This window comes from Sphingomonas sp. 3-13AW (assembly GCF_049311085.1).
Classification (GTDB): domain Bacteria; phylum Pseudomonadota; class Alphaproteobacteria; order Sphingomonadales; family Sphingomonadaceae; genus Sphingomonas.
Genome location: NZ_JASNVZ010000002.1, coordinates 186112 through 209672, shown reverse-complemented (window position 1 = coordinate 209672; position 23561 = coordinate 186112). Strand labels below are relative to the sequence as shown.

Sequence of the window (23561 nt, the reverse complement as noted above, 5' to 3'; positions counted from 1 at the left end):
TTGCGGATGGCGCGGCGGATGCCAACGTCGCTGCTACGCGATCTTTGCGCGCGGGCCGGCTGGCGACGTGCGAGGTATCCAACAGAAAAGGGGCCGGCGGATCGCCCCGCCGGCCCCTTCCCGTTGCTCGCTCGAGCCGAAGATCAGGCGGCGATCGCGCCCATCTTGCTCTCCAGGTTCACGCGGACCTGCTCGAAGAACTGCTCGGTCGTCATCCAGGGCTGGTCCGGGCCGATCAGGATCGCGAGATCCTTGGTCATGTGGCCGTTCTCGACGGTCTCGATGCAGACGCGCTCCAGCGTCTCGGCGAACTTCGTCACTTCCGGGGTGCCGTCGAACTTGCCGCGGTACTTCAGGCCGCCGGTCCATGCGAAGATCGAGGCGATCGGGTTGGTCGAGGTCGCCTTGCCCTGCTCGTGCTGGCGATAGTGGCGGGTGACGGTGCCGTGCGCCGCCTCTGCCTCGATCGTCTTGCCGTCCGGGCTCATCAGCACCGACGTCATCAGGCCCAGCGAGCCGAAGCCCTGCGCGACCTGATCCGACTGCACGTCGCCGTCATAGTTCTTGCAGGCCCAGACGAACTCGCCGTGCCACTTGAGCGCCGAGGCGACCATGTCGTCGATCAGGCGGTGCTGGTAGACGATGCCGGCTTCCTGGAACTTGTCGGCGAACTCGGTCGCGAACACCTCTTCAAAGATGTCCTTGAAGCGGCCGTCATAGGCCTTGAGGATGGTGTTCTTGGTCGAAAGATACAGCGGCCAGCCGCGGCCCAGGCTGTAGTTCATGCTCGCGCGGGCGAAGTCGCGGATCGATTCGTCCAGGTTGTACATGCCCATCGCGACGCCCGAAGCCGGGAAGTCGAACACTTCGTGCTCGATGACCTGGCCGTCGACGCCCTCGAACTTCATGGTCAGCTTGCCCGCACCGGGCACCTTGAAGTCGGTCGCCTTGTACTGGTCGCCAAATGCATGGCGGCCGACGACGATCGGGTGGGTCCAGCCCGGAATCAGGCGGGGTACGTTCTTGATGACGATCGGCTCGCGGAAGATCACGCCGCCCAGGATGTTGCGGATCGTGCCGTTGGGCGAACGCCACATCTTCTTGAGGCCGAATTCCTCGACGCGTGCCTCGTCCGGGGTGATCGTGGCGCACTTCACGCCGACGCCGTACTTCTGGATCGCCTTGGCCGAATCGACGGTGATCTGGTCGTCCGTCTCGTCGCGCTTCTGAATGCCCAGGTCGTAATATTCGAGGTCGATGTCGAGGTAGGGGAGGATCAGCCGCTCACGGATCCACGCCCAGATGATGCGCGTCATCTCGTCGCCGTCGATCTCCACGACGGGCGTCTTCACCTTGATCTTGGCCATGATCTCGCTTTCCGATTTGCTGCAAAGGGGATTGCCCCTGCGTCTAGGAGCAACCTGGGCGACGATCAACCGGCAGCCTTGGGGAGGCGCGCGGCGAAGCGCGCGTGTTGTCAGGCGAACGGCGGCCGGGTACACCGCCCGGCATGGCATCCTTAGAAAAACCGCCGATCGTGACGACGACGGTCAAATGGCGCTGGCCTTCGGTTCACCCCGAGGGTCGCAAATATGTTGCGATTTCCGCGGCCGTCGCCGCGATCGTCTTCTTCTTCGTGTGGGACGAGCTCGGCTGCGCGCTGATCGGTTTCACCATCTGGGTGGCGGCGTTCTTCCGCGATCCGGTCCGGGTGACGCCGCAGGGAGCCGACCTGATCGTCGCCCCAGCCGACGGCCTGGTGACGATGATCGAGCGCGTGCCCCTGCCGCCCGAGCTGCGTGGCCCCAACGGCCTGGGCGACGAGCCGCTGGTTCGCGTCTCGATTTTCATGAGCGTGTTCGACGTCCACATCAATCGCTCGCCGATCGCCGGCACCGTCCGGCAGGTGGTCTACATCTCCGGCAAGTTCCTCAACGCCGACCTCAACAAGGCCAGCGACGAGAATGAGCGTCAGCACATCGTGGTGGAGGACATGTACGGCCGCCGCATCGGCTTCACCCAGATCGCCGGACTGGTCGCACGCCGCATCGTGGGCTTCGTGAAGCCTGGAGACATTATCGCCGCCGGACAGCGCGTGGGCCTCATCCGCTTTGGCAGCCGCGTCGACGTGTTCCTGCCGGACGGTATCGAGCCGCAGGTGATTCTCGGCCAGCGCAGCATCGCCGGCGAGACCATCCTCGGTCGTCCTGCAGTGCCGGCGCCCGCCGGCGTCGCCCAGTAAGGCGGCCGCGATGCGTCGTCCGCGTTCCGCAGGTGGTATTCCACTGCGAGCCGTCGCGCCCAACGCGGTCACCGCACTGGCGCTGTGTTCCGGCCTCACCGGCATCCGCTTTGCAATCGGCGGCGACTGGGAGCGGGCGATCATCATGATCCTGGTCGCCGGCGTTCTCGACGGGGTCGACGGCCGCATCGCCCGGATGATCCGCGGGCAAAGCCGGTTCGGCGCGGAACTCGACTCGCTCTCTGACGCGATTTCGTTCGGCGTATCGCCTGCGCTGATCCTCTACCTCTGGTCGCTGGGTGCAGCGCCGCGGGTCGGATGGATCTGTGCGCTTGTCTACGCGGTCTTCTGCGCGCTCCGGCTCGCCCGCTTCAACGCCCAGATCGACGTCGCGGAACAGCCGCACAAGTCGGCCGGCTTCCTGACCGGCATTCCGGCACCCACCGGGGCCGGTCTTGCCATGCTGCCGATCTATGCCTGGCTGTGGTCGGACGAGCCAATGTTCCGCTCGCCCTGGCTGGTGGCGCCCTGGGTGGCGTTCGTCGCCTTCCTGATGGTCTCCAGCCTCGCGACCTACAGCTGGTCGTCCCTCAAACTGCGCCGGAACATCCGGTTCGAGGCGATCGTGGTGGTAGTGGTCGCAGCCGCGGCGCTGGTCTCCGCGCCATGGCCCACGCTCACGGTGCTGTGCATCGCCTATCTCGCGACGCTGCCGTTCAGCATCCGGTCCTACCGCCGGGTCAAGCGGCTGCGCGAAGGGTCCGCGCCGTTGCCCGCTGCCGAATAAGGTCGCGGCGCGAGGACAACCGCACCGCCGGCAGCCGTTCCATCGGCGCCTGGGGCCCGTTGCGCAGCAGGCGCAGGATCCGCTGCCATTCGGGTGCAACGGTCGCGACAATGGTGGAGATCGCCACCGCGAAGGTGAGGGCAAAGAGTAGTGAAGCAAACAGACTGGCCATGAACAACCTCCGAGCGCTCGTCGGAACGCGGTAACGCTTCTTTAAGAAAAAAGAGGCGCGCACCGGATTGTTCCGAAATCCCGTTGTGGTCCTGTTGTGTTCCGCTTACGTTCCTGTGTCAATGCTTGATCAACGCCCGGTCTTGCGCTAAGCGCGCCGCCTCAACCCCGCATGGGAAGCGCTACATACCGGTGTTCGAAGGCCATCAGGCCGTCGGATTCCTGCTTCCCAGAGGCTCAACCGGAAGGAGTTATCCCTATGGCGGCACCCGTCGTCTCCATGCAGCAGCTGCTCGAATCGGGCGCGCACTTCGGTCACCAGACCCACCGCTGGAACCCGAAGATGAAGCCGTACATTTTCGGCGACCGCAACGGTGTTCACATCCTCGACCTCTCGCAGACCGTGCCGCTGTTCGCGCGCGCGCTCGAGTTCGTGTCGTCGACCGTGGCCGCTGGCGGCAAGGTTCTGTTCGTCGGCACCAAGCGCCAGGCGCAGGAGCCGATCGCTGACGCCGCGCGCAAGTCGGGCCAGCATTTCGTCAACCACCGCTGGCTGGGCGGCATGCTCACCAACTGGAAGACCATTTCCCAGTCGATCAAGCGTCTCAAGACGCTCGAGGAGCAGCTGTCGGGCGACACGCACGGCCTCACCAAGAAGGAAGTGCTGCAGCTCACCCGTGAGCGCGACAAGCTCGAGCTGTCGCTGGGCGGTATCCGCGACCTCGGCGGCATCCCGGACATCATGTTCGTGATCGACGCCAACAAGGAGGAGCTCGCGATCAAGGAAGCCAACACCCTTGGCATCCCCGTCGTCGCGATCCTCGACTCGAACGTCTCGCCGGACGGCATCGCGTTCCCGGTCCCCGCGAACGACGACGCAAGCCGTGCGATCCGTCTCTACTGCGAAGCAGTGGCGATCGCCGCGACCCGCGGTGGCCATCAGCAGATGGCAGAGGCTGACTTCGACATGGGTGCAATGGAAGAGCCGCCGGTCGAGGAAGCCCTGACCGCAGGCGATCCGGAGCATCCGGCAGCCACCACGGAGCCCGCAGCGGCTGCCGAGGGCGAGCGCCAGCTCGACGCCTGATCGACGCTGGTCGAACTTTCCGGGCGGGGTGGGGCGTGACGCTTCGCCCCGCCCGTAGCTTTAGCTGACAGACAAGGAGCCACCACATGGCAGAGATCACCGCCGCCGCCGTCAAGGAACTGCGCGAGCGTTCCGGCGCGGGCATGATGGATTGCAAGAAGGCGCTGGCCGAGAACGGCGGCGACATGGAAGCAGCCGTTGACTGGCTGCGCACCAAGGGCCTCGCCGCCGCCGCCAAGAAGTCCAGCCGCACCGCGGCCGAGGGCCTGGTCGGCGTTGCTGTTGCCGGCACCGTCGGCGCGGCAGTCGAGGTCAACTCCGAGACCGACTTCGTCGCCAAGAACGACCAGTTCCAGAATTTCGTTCGCGAAGTGACCCAGGTCGCCCTCTCCGTCGGTGACGACGTTGAAGCGATCAAGGGTGCGGCGATGGCATCGGGCACCACCGTTGCCGACGTGCTGACCCACAACATCGCCACCATCGGCGAGAACCAGTCGATCCGTCGCGCCAAGCGCCTCGAAGTCACCAACGGCGTGGTCGTCCCGTACGTCCACAACGCCGCTTCGGCAGGCCTCGGCAAGATCGGCGTGCTGGTTGCGCTCGAGAGCGAGGCACCCGCCGACGTGCTCGAGCCGCTGGGCAAGCAGATCGCGATGCACATTGCTGCGGCGTTCCCGCTGGCGCTGTCGGTCGAGACGCTGGATCCGGACGTCGTCGAGCGTGAAGCTGCGGTCCTGCGCGAGAAGAACGCGGAGAAGATCGTCGGCAAGAGCGCCGAAGTGGCCGAGAAGATTCTCAACGGCCCGATCGAGAAGTTCAAGAAGGAGAACGCGCTCCTGACGCAGGCATTCGTCATGGACGGCAAGACGCCGGTCCAGGACGTGATCGCCAAGGCGGGCAAGGACGCCGGCGCCACCATCGTGCTGAAGGACTATGTCCGCTTCCAGCTCGGCGAGGGCATTGAGAAGGAAGAGAGCGACTTCGCAGCGGAAGTGGCGGCAACCGCCGGCATCGCCAAGTAAGTCTCGCTTTCACGCGATCTTCGGGCGGGCGCGGCTACCCTCGGGTGGCCGCGCCCGCTGTCGTATTCACGGGATCTGCACGGCATCGGCGCTTGGCATCGCTGCCGCTCGCGCCTAAGGTTCGCGCCGTCCCCGAACCCTTATGTACAAGGTGTCATGACCCTGCCTCGCTTTGATCGCATCCTTCTGAAACTCTCGGGCGAGGTCCTGATGGGACCAGGTCAGTTCGGCATAGATCCCGCAACGTGCGACCGCGTCGCGCGTGAGGTGAAGGCCGCCCGTGACGAGGGGCACGAACTGTGCCTGGTCGTCGGCGGCGGCAACATCTTCCGCGGCCTGGCCGGTGCTGCCCAGGGCTTCGACCGCGCCAGCGCCGACTATATGGGCATGCTGGCAACCGTCATGAACGCGCTCGCCGTGCAGAACGCGCTCGAGCGGATCGGCGTCGAAACCCGCGTCCAGTCGGCGATCCCGATGGCGTCGGTGTGCGAGCCGTACATCCGCCGTCGCGCCGTTCGCCACATGGAGAAGGGACGGGTGGTGATCTTCGCCGCCGGTACCGGCAGCCCGTTCTTCACCACCGACACCACCGCTGCGCTGCGGGCCGCCGAAATGGGCTGCAGCGCCCTGTTCAAGGGCACCAGTGTCGACGGCGTCTATGATGCCGATCCGAAGAAGGTACCCACGGCCAAGCGCTACGAAACGCTCAGCTTCGGCCGCGTGCTTGCCGATGACCTCAAGGTCATGGACGCAAGCGCCGTCGCGCTCTGCCGCGACAACGACATCCCCATCGTCGTGTTCAACATCCGCGACGAGGGCAATCTGGCAGCCGTACTGCGGGGCGAAGGCACCGCGACGATCGTCCAGAACCAGAACAACGCATAACAGGAGCCTGATCCATGGCTGCATATGACAAGGCCGATCTCGAACGCCGGATGGCCGGCGCCGTAGAAGCGCTGAAGGGCGATCTGGGCGGTCTGCGGACCGGCCGCGCCTCCGTTTCGCTGCTCGACCCCGTCACCGTCGAAGTCTATGGCGCGCACATGCCGCTGAATCAGGTCGCGACCGTTTCGGCACCGGAGCCGCGGATGCTTTCGGTCCAGGTGTGGGACAAGTCCAACGTCGGCCCGGCTGACAAGGCGATCCGCTCGGCGGGCCTGGGCCTCAACCCCATCGTGGACGGCCAGACGCTGCGTCTGCCGATCCCGGATTTGACCGAAGATCGCCGCAAGGAACTTGCGAAGCTCGCCGGCCAATATGCTGAAAAGGCTCGCATTGCTGTCCGCAACGTCCGTCGCGACGGCATGGACAGCCTGAAGACCGACGAGAAGAAGGGCGTCATCTCGGAGGACGAGCGCAAGCGTCACGAGACCGAGGTGCAGAAGCTCACGGACGCGACGGTCGCGGACATCGACGCTGCCGCCACTGCCAAGGAAAAGGAAATCCTGGGCAAGTGAGGCCGCTTGCAGCCCCGGTTCCGACATCGGGGGGGACGGGCGCTGCGATGCCCCGTCACGTCGCGATCATCATGGACGGAAACGGTCGCTGGGCGAAAGCCCGGCGGCTGCCGCGTATCGCCGGCCATCGCCAGGGCGTGGAGGCGGTGCGCCGAACCGCCCGTGCTGCGCGCGAACTGGGCATCGAGGCGCTCACCCTCTACGCCTTCTCGTCGGAAAACTGGCGCCGGCCCGAAGAAGAGGTCAGCGACCTCATGGGCCTGCTGCGCCACTTCCTGCGCAGCGAGATCGACGAGCTTGCCCGCGAGAACGTCCAGCTCCACATCATCGGCGACTGGCGGCGGCTGTCGCCGGATCTCGTCCGGCTGATCGAGGATGCGGTCGCGCGGACGGCGCATAATAGCGGCTCCCAGCTGGCGATCGCGCTGAACTATGGCGCGCAGGCAGAGATTGTTGCCGCCGCGCGTCAGCTCGCCGTGCGCGTTCGGGACGGCGAGATCCCGGTCGAGGCGATCGACGAAGCCGCGATCGAGAGCGCGCTCACGACGCGTGCACTGCCGCCGCTCGACCTGATGATCCGGACTTCCGGTGAGGTCCGGCTGTCGAACTTCCTGCTGTGGCAGGCGGCTTATGCCGAGCTTCTGTTCGTCGACACGCTCTGGCCCGATTTCGGTGCGGACGCCCTGGCCGATGCAGTCGCGCAGTTCGGCCAGCGGCAACGCCGCTTCGGTGGTCTGTGACCGACGCGCCGGCGCCCCAGCGGCGCTCTGATCTGGGCATTCGCGCAGTTGCCGGCGTCGCGATGATCGGCGTTGCCGGCGTTGCCGTCTACGCCGGCGGGTTCCTGTACTGGCTGCTGATCGCGGTGGCCGCGTTGTTCATGATGGCGGAATGGGCGGACCTCCAGGGCGTCCCCTACAAGGACAAGCGCCTGGCGCAGTTTGCGCTGTTCGTGCCGGTTGCGATCATGGCGCCGATTGCCGCTGGCGCCGGGTTTCTGGCGCTCGGCCTGATCGCCGGTTCAGCGTTCTTCGTCGTTATCGTCACGCGTCGACCGGGGCTCGCCCATGGCATCCTCTATGTCGGCTTGCCCGTGCTCGCGCTGGTGCTGCTCCGCAATCAGGAGCAGGGGCTGCTGCTGAGCTTCTGGGCGATGGCACTCGTCTGGGCATGCGACATCGGCGCCTATTTCGCCGGCCGCTCCATCGGCGGCCCGAAGCTCGCGCCGACGATCAGCCCGAACAAGACCTGGGCCGGATTGATCGGCGGCGTGATCGCCGCGACGTTCTTCGGCGCCGTTCTGCAGACCCAGGGCCTCCCGCTTCACCTAGCGCTGGCGACGCCGCTGCTGGCGGTGTTGGCCCAGATGGGCGATCTGTATGAGAGCCAGCTCAAACGCCGCGCCGGGGTCAAGGACTCGGGCAACATCCTCCCGGGCCATGGCGGCGTGCTCGACCGGCTCGACGGCCTTGTGCCGGTGGCGCCGGCTGCTGCGCTGATGGTTGAGTTGGCGAAGATCACCACATGAAAACTGTTACCATTCTGGGCGCGACGGGGTCGATCGGCACCTCTACGCTGGACCTGATCGCGCGCGCGCCTGATGCGTTCGAGGTGCTGGCACTCACCGCCAACCGCGACGTTAAGAAGCTCGCCGAAGCCGCCATTCGCACGCGCGCCCAACGTGCCGTGGTTGCCGATCCGGGGTGCCTTGATGCGTTGCGCGACGCCCTGGCAGGGTCCGGCGTCGAAGCCGCCGCGGGTCCCGACGCGGTAGCAGAGGCTGCAACGATGGGTGCCGACTGGACCATGGCCGCGATCGTGGGGACCGCTGGCTTGCGTCCCGTGATGGCCGCGCTCAAGGCCGGTGGCACGGTTGCCCTCGCCAACAAGGAGGCACTGGTCTCCGCAGGGGAGGTCGCTACGGCCGCCGCGCGCACCCATGGCGCGACGCTGCTGCCCGTCGATTCCGAACATAACGCCGTCTTCCAGTGCTTTGACTTCGCAGCGCCCGAGCGGGTGCGCCGCATCGTCCTGACGGCCAGCGGTGGCCCGTTCCGGGAGACCAGCTTGGAGGCGATGCGCGCGATCACGCCAGCACAGGCGGTGGCCCATCCGAACTGGTCGATGGGCGCCAAGATCTCGGTCGACTCCGCCACCATGATGAACAAGGGGCTGGAGCTGATCGAAGCGTTCCACCTCTTCCCGGTGGCGGCCGAGCAGCTTGATGTGATCGTCCATCGCCAGTCGGTGGTCCATTCCATGGTCGAATATGTCGATGGCTCGGTGCTGGCGCAGATGGGTACGCCCGACATGCGCACGCCGATCGCGCATACGCTCGCCTGGCCGGATCGCATGGAGACGCCGTGCGCGCCGCTCGATCTGGCCGCGGTCGGCCGTCTCGACTTCGAGCCCGCCGATCCGGTTCGCTTTCCTGCGCTGGCGCTTGCGCGTGCCGCCCTTACGGCAGGCGGCGCGCGTCCGGCGATCCTCAACGCGGCGAACGAAGTCGCGGTGGCGGCCTTCCTGCAGGGGGCTATCGGTTTCCTCGAAATTGCCGCAATCGTTGCGGATACTCTGGATCGCTACGATCCGGAGTCTCCGGCCACGCTTGAGGCGGTCTTCGCCATCGATGCGGAGGCTCGGCGGTTGGCCGGAGAGCGTGTGAAGGACTGCGTCGTTTGATCGAGAGCCCGGGCTTCCTGCTGAGTGTGCTGGCTTTCCTGCTCGCGCTCGGTCCGCTCGTCTTCCTCCACGAACTTGGCCACTATCTCGCGGGCCGGCGGTTCGGGGTGAAGGTGGAGGCGTTCTCCGTCGGCTTCGGCCGGGAGATCGGCGGCTTCACCGACCGCCATGGCACCCGCTGGAAATTCGGGTGGCTGCCGCTGGGCGGCTATGTCCGCTTTGCCGGGGACATGAACCCGGCAAGCCAGCCCTCTGCCGACTGGATGTCGCTGCCGGCGGCTGAGCGCAGCGGGACCTTCCAGGCAAAGCCGCTATGGCAGCGCGCGATCATCGTTGCTGCCGGACCCGTCACGAATTTCGTCATCGCAATCCTGATCCTGGCAGGCTTTGCGCTCGCCTATGGCGAAAGCCGCACGCCGGCCACGATCGGCGTGGTCGCGCCGCAAAGCGCGGCTGCCGAGGCTGGGCTCCAGCCCGGTGACCGCATCATCTCGATGGGCGGGCGCGCGATCGATACCTTCGACGATGTCGCCCGATACACCCGTATCCGCCCGGGCGAGACCAGCGACATCCGCCTTGTCCGTGATGGGCAGGAGCAGGTCGTCTCCGTAACGCTGGGCACCACCAGCGAGCAGGATCGTTTCGGCAACGTCTTCCGCCTCGGCCAGCTCGGGATCGGCCCTGCAGGCCGGGTCGTGGAGCCCGTCGGCGTGCTGGAGGCACCCGCGGTAGCGGTGCGTCAGACCGGCGCCATCCTGGGCATGATGACCGACACGCTGTGGCAGATCGTCAGCGGCCGTCGGCCGGTGTCGGAACTCGGCGGCCCCATCAGCATCGCGCGCGCCTCTGGCGAGCAGCTGGTTCTCGGCCCCCAGGCCTTCGTCTTCTTGGTGGCCCTTATTTCGATTAACTTGGGGTTCATCAATCTATTGCCAGTTCCAATGCTGGATGGCGGGCATCTCTTGTTCTATGCAATCGAGGCGATCCGCCGCCGGCCGACGGACCCGCGCGTCGTGGAGTGGGCGTTCCGCGGCGGGGTGATGGCGATTTTGGCGCTCATGCTTCTGGTGACTGCGAACGATCTGGGATCGCTCGGTTTGTGGCGTGGCTTGTCCGGCTTGATCGGGTGAGCGGGTTAGGGCAGGGCGGACGCGATCCGCATGCCGTGTGTGTTTTACGGCTTACCGACTGGGGTGGGATGTGACGAAGGTTTCCAACTACGGCGTGCGCGCGACCGTGCTGATGGCAGGGACGATGCTGTCAGGTGTCGCAATGGCGCAGACGACGCCGGCCGCCCCCGCTGCCCGTGCGGAACAGGCAGCTCCCACGACTCCGCCGGTGGTCGTGTCGGCGCCGGTCCGCACCATCCGCTCGCTGACGGTGCGCGGTTCGCAGCGTATCGAGCCGGACACGGTGCTGTCCTATACCAAGCTGCGCGTGGGCCAGCCCTACACGACCGAAAGCCTCGACCAGGCGATCGTCGATCTGCTCGCGTCCGACCTGCTCGCAGACGCGCAGATCGAGGGTGTCGAGACCGGCGACATCGTCGTCGTGGTGCGTGAGAACCCGATCATCAACCGCGTGGTGCTGGAAGGCAACAAGCGGCTGAAGGACGACAAGATCGTCAAGGAGATCAAGCTCGCGCCGCGGCAGATCTTCACCCGCACCGCCGTCCGCGCCGACGTCGCGCGGATCATCGAGCTGTACCGCCGCCAGGGCCGCTTTGCCGCGTCCGTCGAGCCGCAGATGGTCATGCTCGACCAGAACCGCGTCGACGTGGTGTTCGAGATCAACGAGGGACCCAAGAGCAAGGTCCGTCAAATCAACATCATCGGCAATGATGTCTATTCGGATTCCGATCTCCGCAAGGAGATGTACACGAAGCAGGCGCGCACCTTCCGCCTGTTCAGCTCGGCCACCAGCTATGACCAGGACCGGCTCGCGGCCGACCAGCAGAAGCTGCGCCAGTATTACCTGACCCAGGGCTACGCCGATTTCCGCGTGATCTCCGCTGTAGCGGAACTCACACCCGACAAGCGCGACTTCATCATCACCTATGTGGTGGAAGAAGGCCCGCGCTATAAGTTCGGCGATGTGAAGGTCGACAGCGCGATCCGCGATTTCGACGGCGAAAAGCTCGCCAAGACGCTGCCGATGAAGAGCGGCGACTGGTACAACGCCAAGCTCGTCGAGGACTCGATCGATCGCCTGAGCGAATATGCCGGCCTCTACGGCTATGCGTTCGCAGACGTGCGCCCCGAGTTCCAGCGCGACCGCGAAAACCTGACGATGGGGATCAACTTCTTCATCGGCGAGGCGAACCGGACCTATGTCGAGCGCATCGACATCACCGGGAACACGCAGACGCAGGACAAGGTGATCCGCCGCGAAATGCGTGTTGCCGAGGGCGACGCCTTCAACCAGTTCCTGGTCAAGCGCTCGCAGGACCGCATCAACTCGCTCGGCTATTTCGCCGACAAGTTCGAGATCAAGCAGGAACAGGGTTCGGCTCCAGACCGAGTCGTGCTCGCCGCGAACGTCGAGGAACGGTCGACCGGCGAACTGTCGCTGTCGGCCGGCTTCTCGAGCCTGGAAAAGTTCATTCTTCAGGCGTCGATCCGGCAGAACAACTTCCGCGGCAAGGGGCAGACGCTCCAGGCCAGCGCCAGCTATTCCAGCTATTCGAAGTCCGTCGAGCTGGGCTTCACCGAACCCTATCTGTTCGACAAGAACATCGCGCTCGGCGGCACCCTGTTCCGCCGCGACTTCAACTCGTTCAATTTCTACGGCAGCAACCGCGACCGGAACGAGCTTTATTCGCAGCTTTCCACCGGTGGCTCGCTCGTATCGGGCGTCTCGCTGACGGAATATTGGCAGCTGTCGGGCCGCTACACGCTCCAGCAGGACAAGGTCACGCTGGATCGCGGCAACTATTACACCAACGGCGAGTGCGATCCGCTCAAGGCGGGCCGCTACCTCTGCGAAGCCATCGGCAATCGCATCACCTCCTCAATCGGCACCTCGCTGATCTACGACAGCCTGAACAGCCGTCTGCGGCCGAGCCGCGGCTCGCGCCTCGTGCTGGGTGCGGATTTCGCCGGTCTGGGGGGCGACGTCCGCTACATCCGTGGCCGCTTCGACGGTGACAAATACTGGAACCTCGGTGGCTGGATCCTGTCGGCGGGCCTGGAGGGCGGTTACATCCATGCCCTGCAGAAGAGCCCCGGCGAGGGCGTCGATCCGGTTCGCATCACCGACCGCTTCTATCTGGGCGAGCCGCAGTTCCGCGGCTTCGACATCCGCGGTGTGGGTCCGCGCATCCGTCGCACCAATTACACCGGCGACCCGTTCACGGGCACGCAGGAACTCACCACCCAGAACCAGTTTGACGATCCTCTGGGCGGCAAGGCCTACTACCTCGGCAAGCTCGAGCTTGAGCCGCCGCTCGGCTCCGGCATCGCCGAACTTGGCCTGCGTCCGTCGGTCTTCATCCAGTTCGGTGCGTTGTTCGGGCTGAAGCGGCCGCGTCCGACGTTCGACTTCACCCAGGCCACCGACGCCGCCGGGCAGCCGCTGTTCAACAAGGACGGCTCGCCCACGCTCCTGCCGGGTTCGCAGCCGATTACGACGTCCGATGGGCAGCCGTTGTACCTCAACCCCTATACCGGCACGAACGGCGCGCCGGCGACGCGCTATACCACCTGCTCGACGGGCTACTCCGCTACCTATGGCGGGACGTGCGTTGGCGGCGAAAGCAACACCCCGGCGATCAACACGATTGCTCCCTTCCTCGAACAGTTCCTGGGTGACTCGCCCAAGCCGCGCCTCTCGGTCGGCATCGGCGTCAACTGGAACTCGCCGTTCGGGCCGCTGCGCATCGACGTGGCCAAGGCGCTGCTCAAGCAGAAGGGCGACGATACCAAGCTCATTACCTTCAACGTAGGGACTCAATTCTGATGCGTAGCTTCTCCAAGGCGGCGCTCGCCGCACTCGTTACCGTATCGGCGACGTCGGTTGCCGCACCTGCCTTCGCGCAGGTCCAGGGCCTGGGCGTCGTGGACCTCCAGGAAGCGGTGCGCCGCTCCAACGCGTTCACGACCGCGATGACGCAGATCCAGACCACCTATAAGGCGCAGATCGATCAGGCGAACGCCCGTCGCACCGCGATCCAGAACGAGCTGAAGCCGCAGGTCGACGCGTTTGAGGCGGCACGTGCGGCGCCGAACGCAAACCAGCAGGCGCTTCAGACCCAGTATCAGGGCATCCAGCAGCGCGAGCAGACTGCCCAGCAGGAGCTCGGCCGCATCCTTCAGCCGGTCCAGCTGGCGCAGGCCTATGTGAACGAGCAGATCGTTCGCCAGCTTGAGCCGGCGCTCGACCGCGTGATGGCCGCACGTCGCCTGTCCGTGATCATTCCGCCCGACGCGACTGTGAAGTCGCTGCCGGCGGCCCAGGTCACCAACGATGTGATCGCAGAGCTCAACCGCCTGGTCCCCAGCGTGCAGATCACCCCGCCGGCCGGTTGGCAGCCGGGTGGCCAGCAGGCTGCTCCGGCAGCAGCTGCTGCTCCGGCGGCTCCGGCGGCGAAGCCGAAGGGCCGCTGATCGTGACGGCAGACGAGGTCATGACCCAACCCTATGATATCAAGCGGGTCATGGCGGCGCTGCCGCACCGCTATCCGATGCTGCTGGTCGACCGGGTTGAAGAACTCGTCCTCGATCAGCGCATCACGGCGATCAAGGCAGTCTCGATCAACGAAGAGTTCTTCCAGGGGCATTTCCCTGGGCGGCCGATCATGCCGGGCGTGCTTCAGGTCGAAGCCCTCGCACAGGCAGCCGGCGTGCTGGCGGTCGAGAGCCTCGGCCTCGCGGGCTCGGGCAAGCTCGTCTATTTCATGTCGATCGACGGCGTGAAGTTCCGCAAGCCGGTGGAACCGGGTGTGCTTCTCAAGCTGGAGGTCGAGTTCGTTCAGAAGCGGTCGCGTGTCTGCAAGTTTGCCGGCAAGGCCCTGCTCGACGGCGAAGTGGCTACCGAGTGCGAGTTCACGGCGATGATCGCGGATCCGCCCAAGGCGTGATCTTGGACTGACTTTCCCCTGACTTTCCGCCTCCAGGGCGGCCTGCTGCTTGCGGCGGGCCGCTCGTCCGTGTAGGGGGCGCCCTTCGTTCCGGCTGGTCGGAAACCAGCCATTCACAGGAGCCTGACGATGAAGAAAGATATCCACCCCGAGTATCACACCATCAAGGTGCAGATGACCGACGGGACCGTGTTCGAAACCCGCTCCACCTGGGGCAAGGAAGGCGACACGATGCAGCTCGACATCGATCCGCTGGCACACCCGGCATGGACCGGTGGCAACCAGCGCCTGCTCGATGCCGGCGGCCAGGTCGCACGCTTCAACAAGCGCTTCGGCGGCCTCACGCTCGGCAAGAAGTAAGCTCGGGCGGGCTGGTCCCGCCTACGGCTTGATCGCACGAGATACGACGCCCGTCGGCTGCAGAGCCGGCGGGCGTTCGTGTGTCCGAAACACGGGACTTGGAACCGACGTCGCCTGTTGCGGTTGTGCAGGCAGATGACGCGTCCTGCCCTTGTCCGGCTCGCGATCGGCGGGGCGGTGCTCGTGTGCATCCTGCTGCTGGTCCTTGGAGCCTTGCCCGTACACCACGCCCGCGGGCTGATCGCGGAGCGTCTCAGCGCGCAGTTCGGCCGCCCGGTGACGCTGGGCAGTGTGGAGCGGGTCGAACGTTTCTCCTTTACCCCCACGATCCTGTTGCGCGACGTGCGGGTGCCCCAGGCGGCATGGGCAGGAACCGGGGATCTCGCCTCCGTCCGGGAAGTCCGCATGCGCCTTCCCATCGTCCCGGTATTGGTGGGGCGGATCTCTCCGCAGGCGATCACCGTCACGGGCGGCCGGTTCACGCTCGTTCGTGCGGCCGATGGACGGGAAAGCTGGTCCAAGGATGGCCCGAAGAAGGAGAGCTCCGGCAGCGGACCCCGCCTGGAGGAACTCGCGGTCCACGACACGCTCGTCACCTACCGCGACTTCAAACGGGATCGCAGCGTCACCCTGCGGGTCGAGGCGCGTCCTGGCAGCGCGCTGACCGGGACGGGCAGCGGCACCGTACGCGGTGCGGCGGTGCGTGCCACCCTGCGCGGCGGTCCGTCAGCTCCGGGCAAGCGGTGGCCGTTCCACGCGCTTCTCGACGGTCCCGATCTGCGCTTCGAGGCGCGCGGGGACATGGCCCATGTCTTCGACACGTCGGACATGCAGGTCCATGTCGAGACGCGCGCGTCCGACCTGCGCCTGGTGGATGCGATCATCGAGGCGGGATTGTTCGGAACCCAGCCGGTGAAACTCTCCGCAGACGCCCGCCATGCGGATGATCGCTGGGACGTGCAGAACGTCGGCGGTACCATCGGCCGCTCCCGCTTCACCGGCAAGGTGAAGGTGTGGGAGGAAGGAAACCGCAAGAAGCTCGACGCCGAGCTGGTGGCCGACGCCCTCGACTTCGACGATCTTTCGTCGAACGAGGGCAAGGCGCGTGCTGCGGCAAAGCAGCGCCGTATAGGGCCGCGCGTGGTGCCCGACAGCCGCATCGACCTTTCGAAGATGCAGGACCTGGATGGCGAACTGCGCTTCACCGTGAAGCGCCTGCTATGGAAGCAGCCCAGCCCGTTCCGGGCGGCCCGCGGCACGCTTACGCTGGACCATGGCCGCCTGACCCTGTCGCCGGCGTCGATCGCGCTGTCGCGCGGAAGGATGACCGGCCGAGCCGTCGTCGACCAGCGGGACGGAGCCCGTGTTCCCACGCTCACGCTGAACCTTGATGTGAATGGGAGTACGCTCAAGACGTTCGTGCCGACGGCGCCGATGGATGGCCAGTTTCAGGCCCGTGCGCGATTACGCGGTCCAGGCACGACGGTGCGCGAAGCCGTCTCGCATTCGAACGGCTTCGTCGGACTGGTAGCGCGCGACGGCCCCATGCCGGCGAAACTCGCCTCATTCCTCGGTCTGGATGTCGGCCGGGGCACGCTGACGGATGAGGACAAGGGCGCGACACTGCGGTGCCTGGTAATGCGTCTTGACGTTCGCGACGGGTTGGGGCGGGGCAATCCGATCCTGATCGACACCTCGCGCAGTCAGAGTGCGGTGACGGGCACCGTCCGCTTCGGCCCGGAAACGGTCGCCTTGGCGATCACCGGCGCCCCCAAACACAATAGCCTGCTGCGGCTCGACACGCCGGTGCGCGTGACCGGCACGATCAAGGATCCGGAGATCGGATTGCCCCCCCGCGTGAAGACCGTGGGCAGCGTGCTCAAGATGGTGGGGAAGGCGATCACCGGGAAACAGGCGCCGCTTGCGACGGACGCGGACTGCGCGGCTCTGGCCCGGCGCGCCCTCTCAAGCTGAGGACGGTCTGACCCGGATTACGCGAGAGTGACGTTCAGGGAGCCACCGCAGCGGGTTCAAGCGCATCCACTCGTGGCATCTCGCCGCGAAGCGCCGCGTCAAAGCGCTCACGGTCGAGAGCGCCTTCCCACCGGGTGATGACCACCGTCGCAACCGCATTGCCGATGAAGTTGGTGAGGCTGCGGCACTCGCTCATGAAGCGGTCGACGCCCAGGATCAGGGCCATGCCCGCGACCGGCACCGACGGTACGATCGAAAGCGTCGCCGCAAGGGTGATGAAGCCCGCGCCGGTCACGCCCGCGGCACCCTTGGAAGACAACATCGCGACCCCCAGCAACAGCAACTGCTCCCCCAGCGACAGATGCACGCCGGTCGCCTGCGCGATGAACAGCGCGGCGAGGGTCATGTAGATGTTGGTTCCGTCCAGGTTGAACGAGTAGCCGGTCGGCACCACCAGCCCGACGATCGTCTTCGGGCAGCCCGCGCGCTCCATCTTCTCGATCAACGCCGGCAGCGCGCTTTCCGAAGAAGAAGTGCCAAGCACCAGCAGCAGCTCGGTCTTGAGATATCCGACCAGGCGGACGATCGAAAAGCCGCACAGCCGCGCAACGATGCCCAGCACGCCAAAGACGAACAGAAAGGAGGTGAGATAAAAGGTGCCGACAAGGAGCGCGAGGTTCGCAAGCGTGCCTACGCCATAAGCGCCGATGGTGAACGCCATCGCGCCGAAGGCGCCGATCGGTGCCGCCTTCATCAACAGCGCCACCAGCTTGAACACCACGACGGAGACCTGGTTGAGCAGGTCCAGCACTCCCGCGACCCGATCGCCAACCATTGCCAGGCTGACGCCGAACAGGATCGATACGAAAAGAACCTGCAGGATGTTGTCCTGGACCATTGCCGAGAGGATGGTCTCGGGGATCATGGCCATCAGGAAGCCGACCAGCGATGTCTCGTGCGCCTTGGCGGCGTAGACCGCGACTTTGGACGCATCCAGGGTGGCAGGATCGATGTCCATCCCGGCGCCCGGGCGGATGACGTTGGCGACGATCAGCCCGACGATCAACGCGAAGGTGGAGAAGAACAGGAAGTAACCGAACGCTTTTGCCGCTACGCGTCCGACCGATCCCAGATCCCGCATGCCCGCGATCCCGGTCACGATCGTCAGGAAGATCACGGGCGCGATGATCATCTTCACCAGCTTGATGAAGGCGTCGCCCAGCGGCTTCATCGCGGCCCCGGTCTCGGGATAGAAATGGCCCAGCGTCACGCCTGCAAAGATCGCGACCAGCACCTGCAAGTAGAGGTGCCGATACCAGGACCGATTTGGAAGCGGCATCGACTCGCCGGGGGCAGGGAGCGGCAACATGGTGACTTCCTTACTAGGCTTGTGCCCCTGCACGAGCAGCCGGGCCTTCACAGACGAAAACTGCGCCCAAAAGGCCGCAGTCACCGTCTTCCATCATCATGATTGGCGGTCCGTGTAAACGTACGCTTGAGCGCGCTCGACTTCCCCGGCAAGGCACGCCGTTCCTCATGCTACAGGTGAGCACATGCCCGGTGGACTGGTTGCGCTTCTCGACGACATTGCCGGTCTCACGAAACTGGCGGCAGCCTCCCTGGATGACGTGGGGGCGGCAGCGGGCAAGGCGGGTTCAAAGGCGCTGGGTGTCGTGGTCGACGATGCTGCCGTCACGCCGCGCTATGTCACCGGCCTGACCCCGCAGCGCGAGCTTCCGATCATCGGCAAGATCGCGCTGGGATCCGTCCGCAACAAACTGTTGATCCTGCTCCCGGCTGCCTTGTTGCTCAGCGCATTCGCACCCTGGGCGATCACACCCTTGCTGATGATGGGCGGCGCCTTCCTCTGCTTCGAGGGTGCCGAGAAGATCATCGGTGCGCTGAAGGGGGAACATCACGATGCTGCTCCCGTCGGGGACGAGTTCGTCGACGCAGCGGCGCTCGAAAAGGCCAAGGTCGGCGACGCCGTGCGCACCGACCTCATCCTGTCGGCGGAGATCATGGCGATTGCCCTCGCGGATGTGGCGGACTCGTCGATCCTGACGCAGGCGCTGGTGCTCATCGTCGTCGGTCTGGCCATCACTGCGGGCGTCTATGGTGTCGTCGGCCTGATTGTGAAGCTCGATGACATCGGCCTGCACCTGGCCCAGCGTTCTTCCTCCGGCGTCCGCGCGCTCGGAAGGGGCATGGTGAAGAGCATGCCCGGTGTGATGCAGGTTCTGTCGATCGTCGGTACGGGCGCCATGCTCTGGGTCGGAGGCGGCATCCTGTTGCACGGTAGCGAAGTGCTCGGCTTCGGGGCCCCGGCGGAGTTCGTCCATCACCTGGCCGAAGCAGTGCACCACGCCGTGCCGCTGGGTGGCGTGGTGTCGTGGTTTCTAACGGCGCTGCTCTCGGGCGTGCTCGGCCTGGCAGTCGGCGCGGTGATCGCCACCGTGCTCCACAAGGTTCGTCACTAAGACGTGGAGGTCAGGGCGCCGGGCGATCCGGCGCCGACCAGCCCAGACCCAGCGCCTTTTGAAGCGCAATATAGTCCGTGGTGAGCCCGGCGGTCGCCATCGACAGCTGCTGCTCGGCCGCGACCCGCTGCCGCTCCACGTCCAATGTGTCGATCAGCGTGGCCGTACCTGCCTGGTAGCGCTGCTGCATCAACGCCGATGCGCGATCGGCCGATGCTTTCGCGCGAACGAGGCTGACGAGCGTCTGGCGGCGGCCACCGAACCGGGCGAGCGCGTCCTCTGCATCCCGCAATGCCGAGAGAACGGCCTGGCGATACTGCGCCTCCGCCTCGTCGCGTTCCCCCTGCGTCTGTTCGACCCGCGCGCGTCCGCGACCGAAATCGAGGAAGTTCCAGCGCAGCATCGGCGTGGCGAGTGCGACGAGGTTGTCGGGATCGACGACGTCGGCCACGGAGGTGCCGCCCAGCCCGATCAGCCCCTGTAGGCTCAGGGTCGGAAAACGCGCTGCCTCCGCCACGCCGATCCGCGCGGTGCGCGACGCCAGCTGCCGCTCCGCAGCCCGGATGTCGGGGCGACGCTGTAGCAAGGCGGCTGGATCGCCGACCCGGACTTGTGCCGGCACCAAGGGGATTGGGGCAGGCGCCTGAAGTTCGGCGTCCAAGGCGCCCGGCGCTTCCCCTACCAGCACCGCCAGGGCGTTCAGGTAGCTCGCGACCTCTGCGTTCAACGGCACCAGTTCGGCATCGGTGTTCTCGACCTGAAGGCGCAGGCGCTCGACGTCGAGCGCCGACACCGTCCCCTGGGCGTAGCGCTGTTCGGTCAGTTGCAGGATGCGGCGCTGCATCTCCGAAGACCGTTGGGATAGCGCAATCCGCGCCTGTCGATCCCGAAGCGCGACATAGGCCTGGGCGACCTCGGCGGTGAGTTGCACCTGCGCATCGGCAAGGTTCGCCTCTGCTCCTTCCGCCGCCGCGCGTGCCGCCTCGACCGTGCGACGCTGGCGACCGAACAGGTCGGCCTCCCAGCTCGCGTCAAATCCCAGGTTGAAGAAGTCGAGGCCGCTGCCGCCGCCACCGCTTTCTCCGCCTGAGTCATCCGTCAGGGAGCCGAGATCGACCCCCGGCAGCTCCGCGTGCAGATAGCTGCCGCTGGCGCTGCCGTTTGGCAGCCGGTTCGCGCGCTCCAGTCGCAACGCACTGCGGGCCCGGCGAACGCGGGCCTGGGCGACGGCGATCGACGGATTGGCCGCCAGCGCACGCTGTTGAAGCACGTCGAGGCGTGGGTCGTTGAGGCTCGTCCACCAGTTTGCGGCGGCAGGTGCCGTGTCCTGCACGCCGCTGCCGGCGCGCGCGAACCCGCCGGCGGGGACGGAGGACGGCGCCGCCGGCGGTCCGGCATAGTCCGGGCCCAGGGTGCATGCCGCAAGCGGCAGGGTGAGGGCGAGAAGGGGCAGGGTGCGCATGAGCGAGCCTCTAGTGACCGGCAGCAAGGGAGACGCCCTTGGGAAGCGGGCGGAGGAAAAGGACCAGCGGCATCACCGCCAGGATCCCCACGGCAAGGAGCCAGAACAGGTCGTTGTACGTCATCACCAACGCGTCGCGCTGCATCGTCCGGGCGACGAGGCGCAGGGCCGCGTCTGGGCTTCCCAGCGCCTGGGCCAATCCCGCGAGGTAGCTCTGCACATCGACCGAGTTGGCGTTGAACGTCTCCTCAATGCGGCGGGTGTGCAGCCAGTTGCGCTGGTCCTGCAGGGTCGCGATGGCGGCGAGCGCGAGTGACCCGCCGATGTTGCGCGCCGCATTGAAGATGCCGGCCGCGTCGGCAGCGTATTTCGAGGCTACGGACGAGACGGCTGCCTGGTTCAGGAAGACGAACGCCAGGATCGTGCCGGTGCCTCGCAACAGTTGCGATTCGACAAAGGCGCCGCCCGTCGACTGTGCAGTCAGCGTCGTGTCGATCCAGCAACTGACCGCGAGGATGGCGAGGCCGGCCGCCACCGCAATCCGAATGTCGACGTGCCGGATCAGCAGCGGCGTGAACGGTAGCAGGATCAGGCTGGGGATGCCCGACAGCAAGACGACTTTACCGGCCTGCAGCGCATTGTAGTTCGCGATCGCGGCCAGGAACTGCGGGATCAGGTAGGAAGTGCCATAGATCACCATCCCGATGACGACCCCCATCAAGGCGACGCTGCCGAACTGCCTGTCCAGCAGCAGCCGCAACCGGATGACCGGGCGTTCGGACAGGAACTGGCCCGCAAACAACAGCCCGAAACCAAGGATCGTAACTGCGGTGAGCTGGATGATTTCGCTCGACTGGAACCACTGTTCGCGCTGGCCTTCCTCAAGCACGACGGTCAGCCCGCCGAGGCCGAGCGCCAGGCCGGCGATGCCAAGCCAGTCGGCACGCAGGAGATCGCCGAGCCGCGCCTTCTGATGCGGCAAGCCAAGCATCAGCAACGTCACGAGAAGGATACCGACGGGCAGGTTCAGGAAGAAGGCGTAGTGCCAGCTGATGCTCTCGGTCAGCCAGCCGCCGATCAGGGGCCCGAGCACCGGGCCCAGGATAGCCGTGACCCCGAACATCGCGGTCCCGATCGGCTGCTGGTGCGGAGGCAGGCGCGTGGCGATGATCGTCATCGCCGTTGGAATGAGCGCGCCGCCGGTAATGCCCTGGCCGGCGCGGCCGATGATCATCATGGTAAGGTTGGTCGAAAGCCCGCAGACCATCGAGAAAGCGGTGAACAGCACCGTCGCGATCAGCAGCAGCGTGCGCAGCCCCAGCACCCGCTCGAGCCAAGCCGACAGCGGGATGATGATGATCTCGGCCACCAGATAGGATGTCGCAATCCAGGTGCCTTCCGTGCCGCTGGCACCGATTTCGCCCTGGATCGTGGGAAGCGCCGAGTTGACGATGGAAATATCCAGCGTCGCCATGAACGCGCCCAGGCTGCCGGCAAAGACCGCCAGCCAGGCGGCGGCGTCCGCCTTCGCCGGGGGATGAGTACCAGCGGTGCGGCTGGCAACACCAGCTTTAGTCATGGCCCCGCTGCTCGTTGTAGCGTTCCTGCTCCTTCTTGATCCGCTCGCGCGCGTCGCGAGCCGCGCGGGTATCCACGGTCGGGCTCACCGACATTCCGGGCACCAGCAGCTTGAGCGTCTCCGGACCGGCATCGATCGCGATCCGGACCGGCACGCGCTGGACGATCTTGGTGAAGTTGCCCGTCGCATTCTGGGGCGGCAGCACGGAGAATTGCGCGCCGGTCCCCGGCGAGATGCTCTGCACCCGGCCGTGGATCTCGACGCCGGGAAGCGCGTCGACTTCCAGGCGCACCGGCTGCCCGACCCGCATCAGGCCCAGCTGGGTCTCCTTGAAGTTCGCCACGACATAAAGCTTGCTGGTCGGCACGATCGACATGGTGCGGGTGGCAGGCTGAAGATACTGGCCCACGCGCACGGTCTTGTCGCCGATGCGTCCGTCGATGCTGGCGCGGATCAGGGTGGAGCCGACGTCACTCTGCGCGCTGGCGAGCTGCGCTCGGGCCGATTTCCCCTGCGACAGCGCCTGCGCTACTTGTGCGTTGAGCGTTCCCACGCGGCGGCGTGCACTCGTCAGCGCGGCCTCGGCGCCGGCGACCTGCGCATTTGCCTGGCGTGCGTCGCTCTCGAGCTGTGCGAGGCGCTGACGGCTTTCCGCGCCGCTGGCCGCGAGCGGACGGTAGCGCGCGACTTCCGCGTTCGCAAAGGCGGCGCGGCTGCGGGCGGTGGCGAGCTCGGCCTGCGCTCGGTCGATGGCGGCTTCCTGCTCCCGAATCTGCGCGCGGACACCCTCGGCATTGGCCTCGGCCACGGCGATCTGGGCTTCGAACTGTTCGGCGCGCGAACGATAATCGCCCGGGTCGATCTGCAGGAGCGGTTGTCCGGCCCGTACCGGCTGGTTGTCGTCGACGAAGACGCGCTCGACATAGCCAGCGACCTTGGGCGCAACGATCACCGCATCCGCCTGAATATAGGCGTCGTCGGTGCTTTGCATGAAGCGGCCGACACTGCGGTACTGGATGAACCACAATAATCCGCCGATAAGGACAACAGCGGCGATGGCGATCAGGACGATCCGTATATTGCGCTTCTTGCCCGGAGATGCGGGCGCGGCGTCCGCCAGCGCCTCATCGTGCGTGCTGTCGCCGGTGTCGGTCGGCTGTTCGTGTGGATCGGCCATATCC

General features: G+C 66.1%; 22 protein-coding genes. 16 read left to right on the top strand and 6 right to left on the bottom strand.

The features are described from left to right. Window positions 1-143: 143 nt before the first annotated feature. Complete coding sequence (locus QP045_RS04190; protein ID WP_422513702.1) at window positions 144-1367, bottom strand: NADP-dependent isocitrate dehydrogenase; 1224 nt, start codon at window positions 1365-1367, stop codon at window positions 144-146. Between the two features lie 143 nt (window positions 1368-1510). Here QP045_RS04190 and QP045_RS04185 point away from each other — a divergent pair, with 143 nt between their 5' ends. Together QP045_RS04185 and QP045_RS04180 are read left to right on the top strand one after the other, a co-directional pair. Further along, complete coding sequence (locus QP045_RS04185; protein ID WP_422513701.1) at window positions 1511-2242, top strand: phosphatidylserine decarboxylase; 732 nt, start codon at window positions 1511-1513, stop codon at window positions 2240-2242. Between the two features lie 10 nt (window positions 2243-2252). Further along, on the top strand, window positions 2253-3029 hold the full coding sequence (locus QP045_RS04180; protein ID WP_422513700.1) for a CDP-alcohol phosphatidyltransferase family protein: 777 nt from the start codon (window positions 2253-2255) through the stop codon (window positions 3027-3029). Here QP045_RS04180 and QP045_RS04175 read toward each other — a convergent pair. Beyond that, complete coding sequence (locus QP045_RS04175; protein WP_422513699.1) at window positions 2983-3201, bottom strand: hypothetical protein; 219 nt, start codon at window positions 3199-3201, stop codon at window positions 2983-2985. The genes QP045_RS04180 and QP045_RS04175 overlap by 47 nt on opposite strands. Before the next feature lie 258 nt (window positions 3202-3459). On the opposite strand from QP045_RS04175, the gene rpsB reads away from it, so the two are divergent. From rpsB to QP045_RS04110, 13 genes are all read left to right on the top strand, one after another. After that, complete coding sequence (gene rpsB, locus QP045_RS04170; protein WP_422513698.1) at window positions 3460-4287, top strand: 30S ribosomal protein S2; 828 nt, start codon at window positions 3460-3462, stop codon at window positions 4285-4287. 86 nt (window positions 4288-4373) lie between these two features. Next, window positions 4374-5309, top strand: coding sequence for a translation elongation factor Ts (tsf, locus tag QP045_RS04165; RefSeq protein WP_422513697.1), 936 nt, complete (start codon window positions 4374-4376; stop codon window positions 5307-5309). Between the two features lie 156 nt (window positions 5310-5465). Then, entirely contained in the window at window positions 5466-6194 is a 729-nt protein-coding gene (gene pyrH, locus QP045_RS04160; RefSeq protein WP_422513696.1) for a UMP kinase, read from the top strand. A 14-nt stretch (window positions 6195-6208) separates the two neighbouring features. Next, window positions 6209-6766, top strand: a complete 558-nt coding sequence (gene frr, locus QP045_RS04155; protein ID WP_422513695.1) for a ribosome recycling factor — start codon at window positions 6209-6211, stop codon at window positions 6764-6766. A gap of 47 nt (window positions 6767-6813) precedes the next feature. Then, window positions 6814-7506 carry an isoprenyl transferase gene (locus QP045_RS04150; RefSeq protein WP_422513694.1) on the top strand — a complete coding sequence of 231 codons (693 nt, stop codon included), beginning with the start codon at window positions 6814-6816 and terminating at the stop codon, window positions 7504-7506. Then, window positions 7503-8294: a phosphatidate cytidylyltransferase gene (locus QP045_RS04145; protein WP_422513693.1), complete on the top strand. Its 792-nt coding sequence runs from the start codon at window positions 7503-7505 to the stop codon at window positions 8292-8294. The genes QP045_RS04150 and QP045_RS04145 overlap by 4 nt, the downstream gene beginning before the upstream one ends. Then, complete coding sequence (locus QP045_RS04140) at window positions 8291-9448, top strand: 1-deoxy-D-xylulose-5-phosphate reductoisomerase (RefSeq protein ID WP_422513692.1); 1158 nt, start codon at window positions 8291-8293, stop codon at window positions 9446-9448. The genes QP045_RS04145 and QP045_RS04140 overlap by 4 nt, the downstream gene beginning before the upstream one ends. After that, entirely contained in the window at window positions 9445-10578 is a 1134-nt protein-coding gene (locus QP045_RS04135) for a M50 family metallopeptidase (RefSeq protein WP_422513691.1), read from the top strand. The genes QP045_RS04140 and QP045_RS04135 overlap by 4 nt, the downstream gene beginning before the upstream one ends. A gap of 112 nt (window positions 10579-10690) precedes the next feature. Then, window positions 10691-13405, top strand: coding sequence for an outer membrane protein assembly factor BamA (gene bamA, locus QP045_RS04130; RefSeq protein WP_422513875.1), 2715 nt, complete (start codon window positions 10691-10693; stop codon window positions 13403-13405). Beyond that, complete coding sequence (locus QP045_RS04125; protein WP_422513690.1) at window positions 13405-14052, top strand: OmpH family outer membrane protein; 648 nt, start codon at window positions 13405-13407, stop codon at window positions 14050-14052. The genes bamA and QP045_RS04125 overlap by 1 nt, the downstream gene beginning before the upstream one ends. Before the next feature lie 20 nt (window positions 14053-14072). After that, window positions 14073-14525 (top strand): 3-hydroxyacyl-ACP dehydratase FabZ, encoded by a 453-nt coding sequence (gene fabZ, locus QP045_RS04120; protein ID WP_239435582.1) that lies wholly within the window; start codon window positions 14073-14075, stop codon window positions 14523-14525. Window positions 14526-14654: 129 nt separating this feature from the next. Further along, window positions 14655-14885, top strand: a complete 231-nt coding sequence (gene rpmE, locus QP045_RS04115; protein ID WP_422513689.1) for a 50S ribosomal protein L31 — start codon at window positions 14655-14657, stop codon at window positions 14883-14885. A gap of 135 nt (window positions 14886-15020) precedes the next feature. Beyond that, complete coding sequence (locus tag QP045_RS04110) at window positions 15021-16859, top strand: AsmA family protein (RefSeq protein WP_422513688.1); 1839 nt, start codon at window positions 15021-15023, stop codon at window positions 16857-16859. Between the two features lie 34 nt (window positions 16860-16893). On the opposite strand, the gene QP045_RS04105 is transcribed toward QP045_RS04110, so the two are convergent. Next, entirely contained in the window at window positions 16894-18228 is a 1335-nt protein-coding gene (locus QP045_RS04105) for a dicarboxylate/amino acid:cation symporter (RefSeq protein ID WP_422513874.1), read from the bottom strand. A 184-nt stretch (window positions 18229-18412) separates the two neighbouring features. Here QP045_RS04105 and QP045_RS04100 point away from each other — a divergent pair, with 184 nt between their 5' ends. Beyond that, window positions 18413-19339 carry a DUF808 domain-containing protein gene (locus QP045_RS04100; protein ID WP_422513687.1) on the top strand — a complete coding sequence of 309 codons (927 nt, stop codon included), beginning with the start codon at window positions 18413-18415 and terminating at the stop codon, window positions 19337-19339. A gap of 10 nt (window positions 19340-19349) precedes the next feature. Here QP045_RS04100 and QP045_RS04095 read toward each other — a convergent pair whose 3' ends face one another. Genes QP045_RS04095 through QP045_RS04085 form a run of 3 tightly spaced genes read right to left on the bottom strand, consistent with a single transcriptional unit; the run spans window position 19350 to window position 23557 of the window. Continuing rightward, on the bottom strand, window positions 19350-20801 hold the full coding sequence (locus QP045_RS04095) for an efflux transporter outer membrane subunit (protein ID WP_422513686.1): 1452 nt from the start codon (window positions 20799-20801) through the stop codon (window positions 19350-19352). Window positions 20802-20811: 10 nt separating this feature from the next. Then, on the bottom strand, window positions 20812-22380 hold the full coding sequence (locus QP045_RS04090; protein WP_422513685.1) for an MDR family MFS transporter: 1569 nt from the start codon (window positions 22378-22380) through the stop codon (window positions 20812-20814). Continuing rightward, complete coding sequence (locus tag QP045_RS04085; protein ID WP_422513684.1) at window positions 22373-23557, bottom strand: HlyD family secretion protein; 1185 nt, start codon at window positions 23555-23557, stop codon at window positions 22373-22375. Before QP045_RS04085 ends, QP045_RS04090 begins: the two co-directional genes overlap by 8 nt. Window positions 23558-23561 lie beyond the last annotated feature (4 nt).

Coding starts and splice junctions, on each gene's coding strand:
- QP045_RS04085 (WP_422513684.1), bottom strand. CDS start 23,557: ATGGCCGATCCACACGAACAGCCGACCGACACCGGCGACAGCACGCAC.
- rpsB (WP_422513698.1), top strand. CDS start 3,460: ATGGCGGCACCCGTCGTCTCCATGCAGCAGCTGCTCGAATCGGGCGCG.
- QP045_RS04105 (WP_422513874.1), bottom strand. CDS start 18,228: ATGTTGCCGCTCCCTGCCCCCGGCGAGTCGATGCCGCTTCCAAATCGG.
- QP045_RS04140 (WP_422513692.1), top strand. CDS start 8,291: ATGAAAACTGTTACCATTCTGGGCGCGACGGGGTCGATCGGCACCTCT.
- rpmE (WP_422513689.1), top strand. CDS start 14,655: ATGAAGAAAGATATCCACCCCGAGTATCACACCATCAAGGTGCAGATG.
- QP045_RS04190 (WP_422513702.1), bottom strand. CDS start 1,367: ATGGCCAAGATCAAGGTGAAGACGCCCGTCGTGGAGATCGACGGCGAC.
- QP045_RS04125 (WP_422513690.1), top strand. CDS start 13,405: ATGCGTAGCTTCTCCAAGGCGGCGCTCGCCGCACTCGTTACCGTATCG.
- QP045_RS04185 (WP_422513701.1), top strand. CDS start 1,511: ATGGCATCCTTAGAAAAACCGCCGATCGTGACGACGACGGTCAAATGG.
- QP045_RS04175 (WP_422513699.1), bottom strand. CDS start 3,201: ATGGCCAGTCTGTTTGCTTCACTACTCTTTGCCCTCACCTTCGCGGTG.
- QP045_RS04180 (WP_422513700.1), top strand. CDS start 2,253: ATGCGTCGTCCGCGTTCCGCAGGTGGTATTCCACTGCGAGCCGTCGCG.
- fabZ (WP_239435582.1), top strand. CDS start 14,073: ATGACCCAACCCTATGATATCAAGCGGGTCATGGCGGCGCTGCCGCAC.
- QP045_RS04150 (WP_422513694.1), top strand. CDS start 6,814: ATGCCCCGTCACGTCGCGATCATCATGGACGGAAACGGTCGCTGGGCG.
- QP045_RS04110 (WP_422513688.1), top strand. CDS start 15,021: ATGACGCGTCCTGCCCTTGTCCGGCTCGCGATCGGCGGGGCGGTGCTC.
- QP045_RS04095 (WP_422513686.1), bottom strand. CDS start 20,801: ATGCGCACCCTGCCCCTTCTCGCCCTCACCCTGCCGCTTGCGGCATGC.
- QP045_RS04100 (WP_422513687.1), top strand. CDS start 18,413: ATGCCCGGTGGACTGGTTGCGCTTCTCGACGACATTGCCGGTCTCACG.
- frr (WP_422513695.1), top strand. CDS start 6,209: ATGGCTGCATATGACAAGGCCGATCTCGAACGCCGGATGGCCGGCGCC.
- bamA (WP_422513875.1), top strand. CDS start 10,691: ATGGCAGGGACGATGCTGTCAGGTGTCGCAATGGCGCAGACGACGCCG.
- pyrH (WP_422513696.1), top strand. CDS start 5,466: ATGACCCTGCCTCGCTTTGATCGCATCCTTCTGAAACTCTCGGGCGAG.
- tsf (WP_422513697.1), top strand. CDS start 4,374: ATGGCAGAGATCACCGCCGCCGCCGTCAAGGAACTGCGCGAGCGTTCC.
- QP045_RS04090 (WP_422513685.1), bottom strand. CDS start 22,380: ATGACTAAAGCTGGTGTTGCCAGCCGCACCGCTGGTACTCATCCCCCG.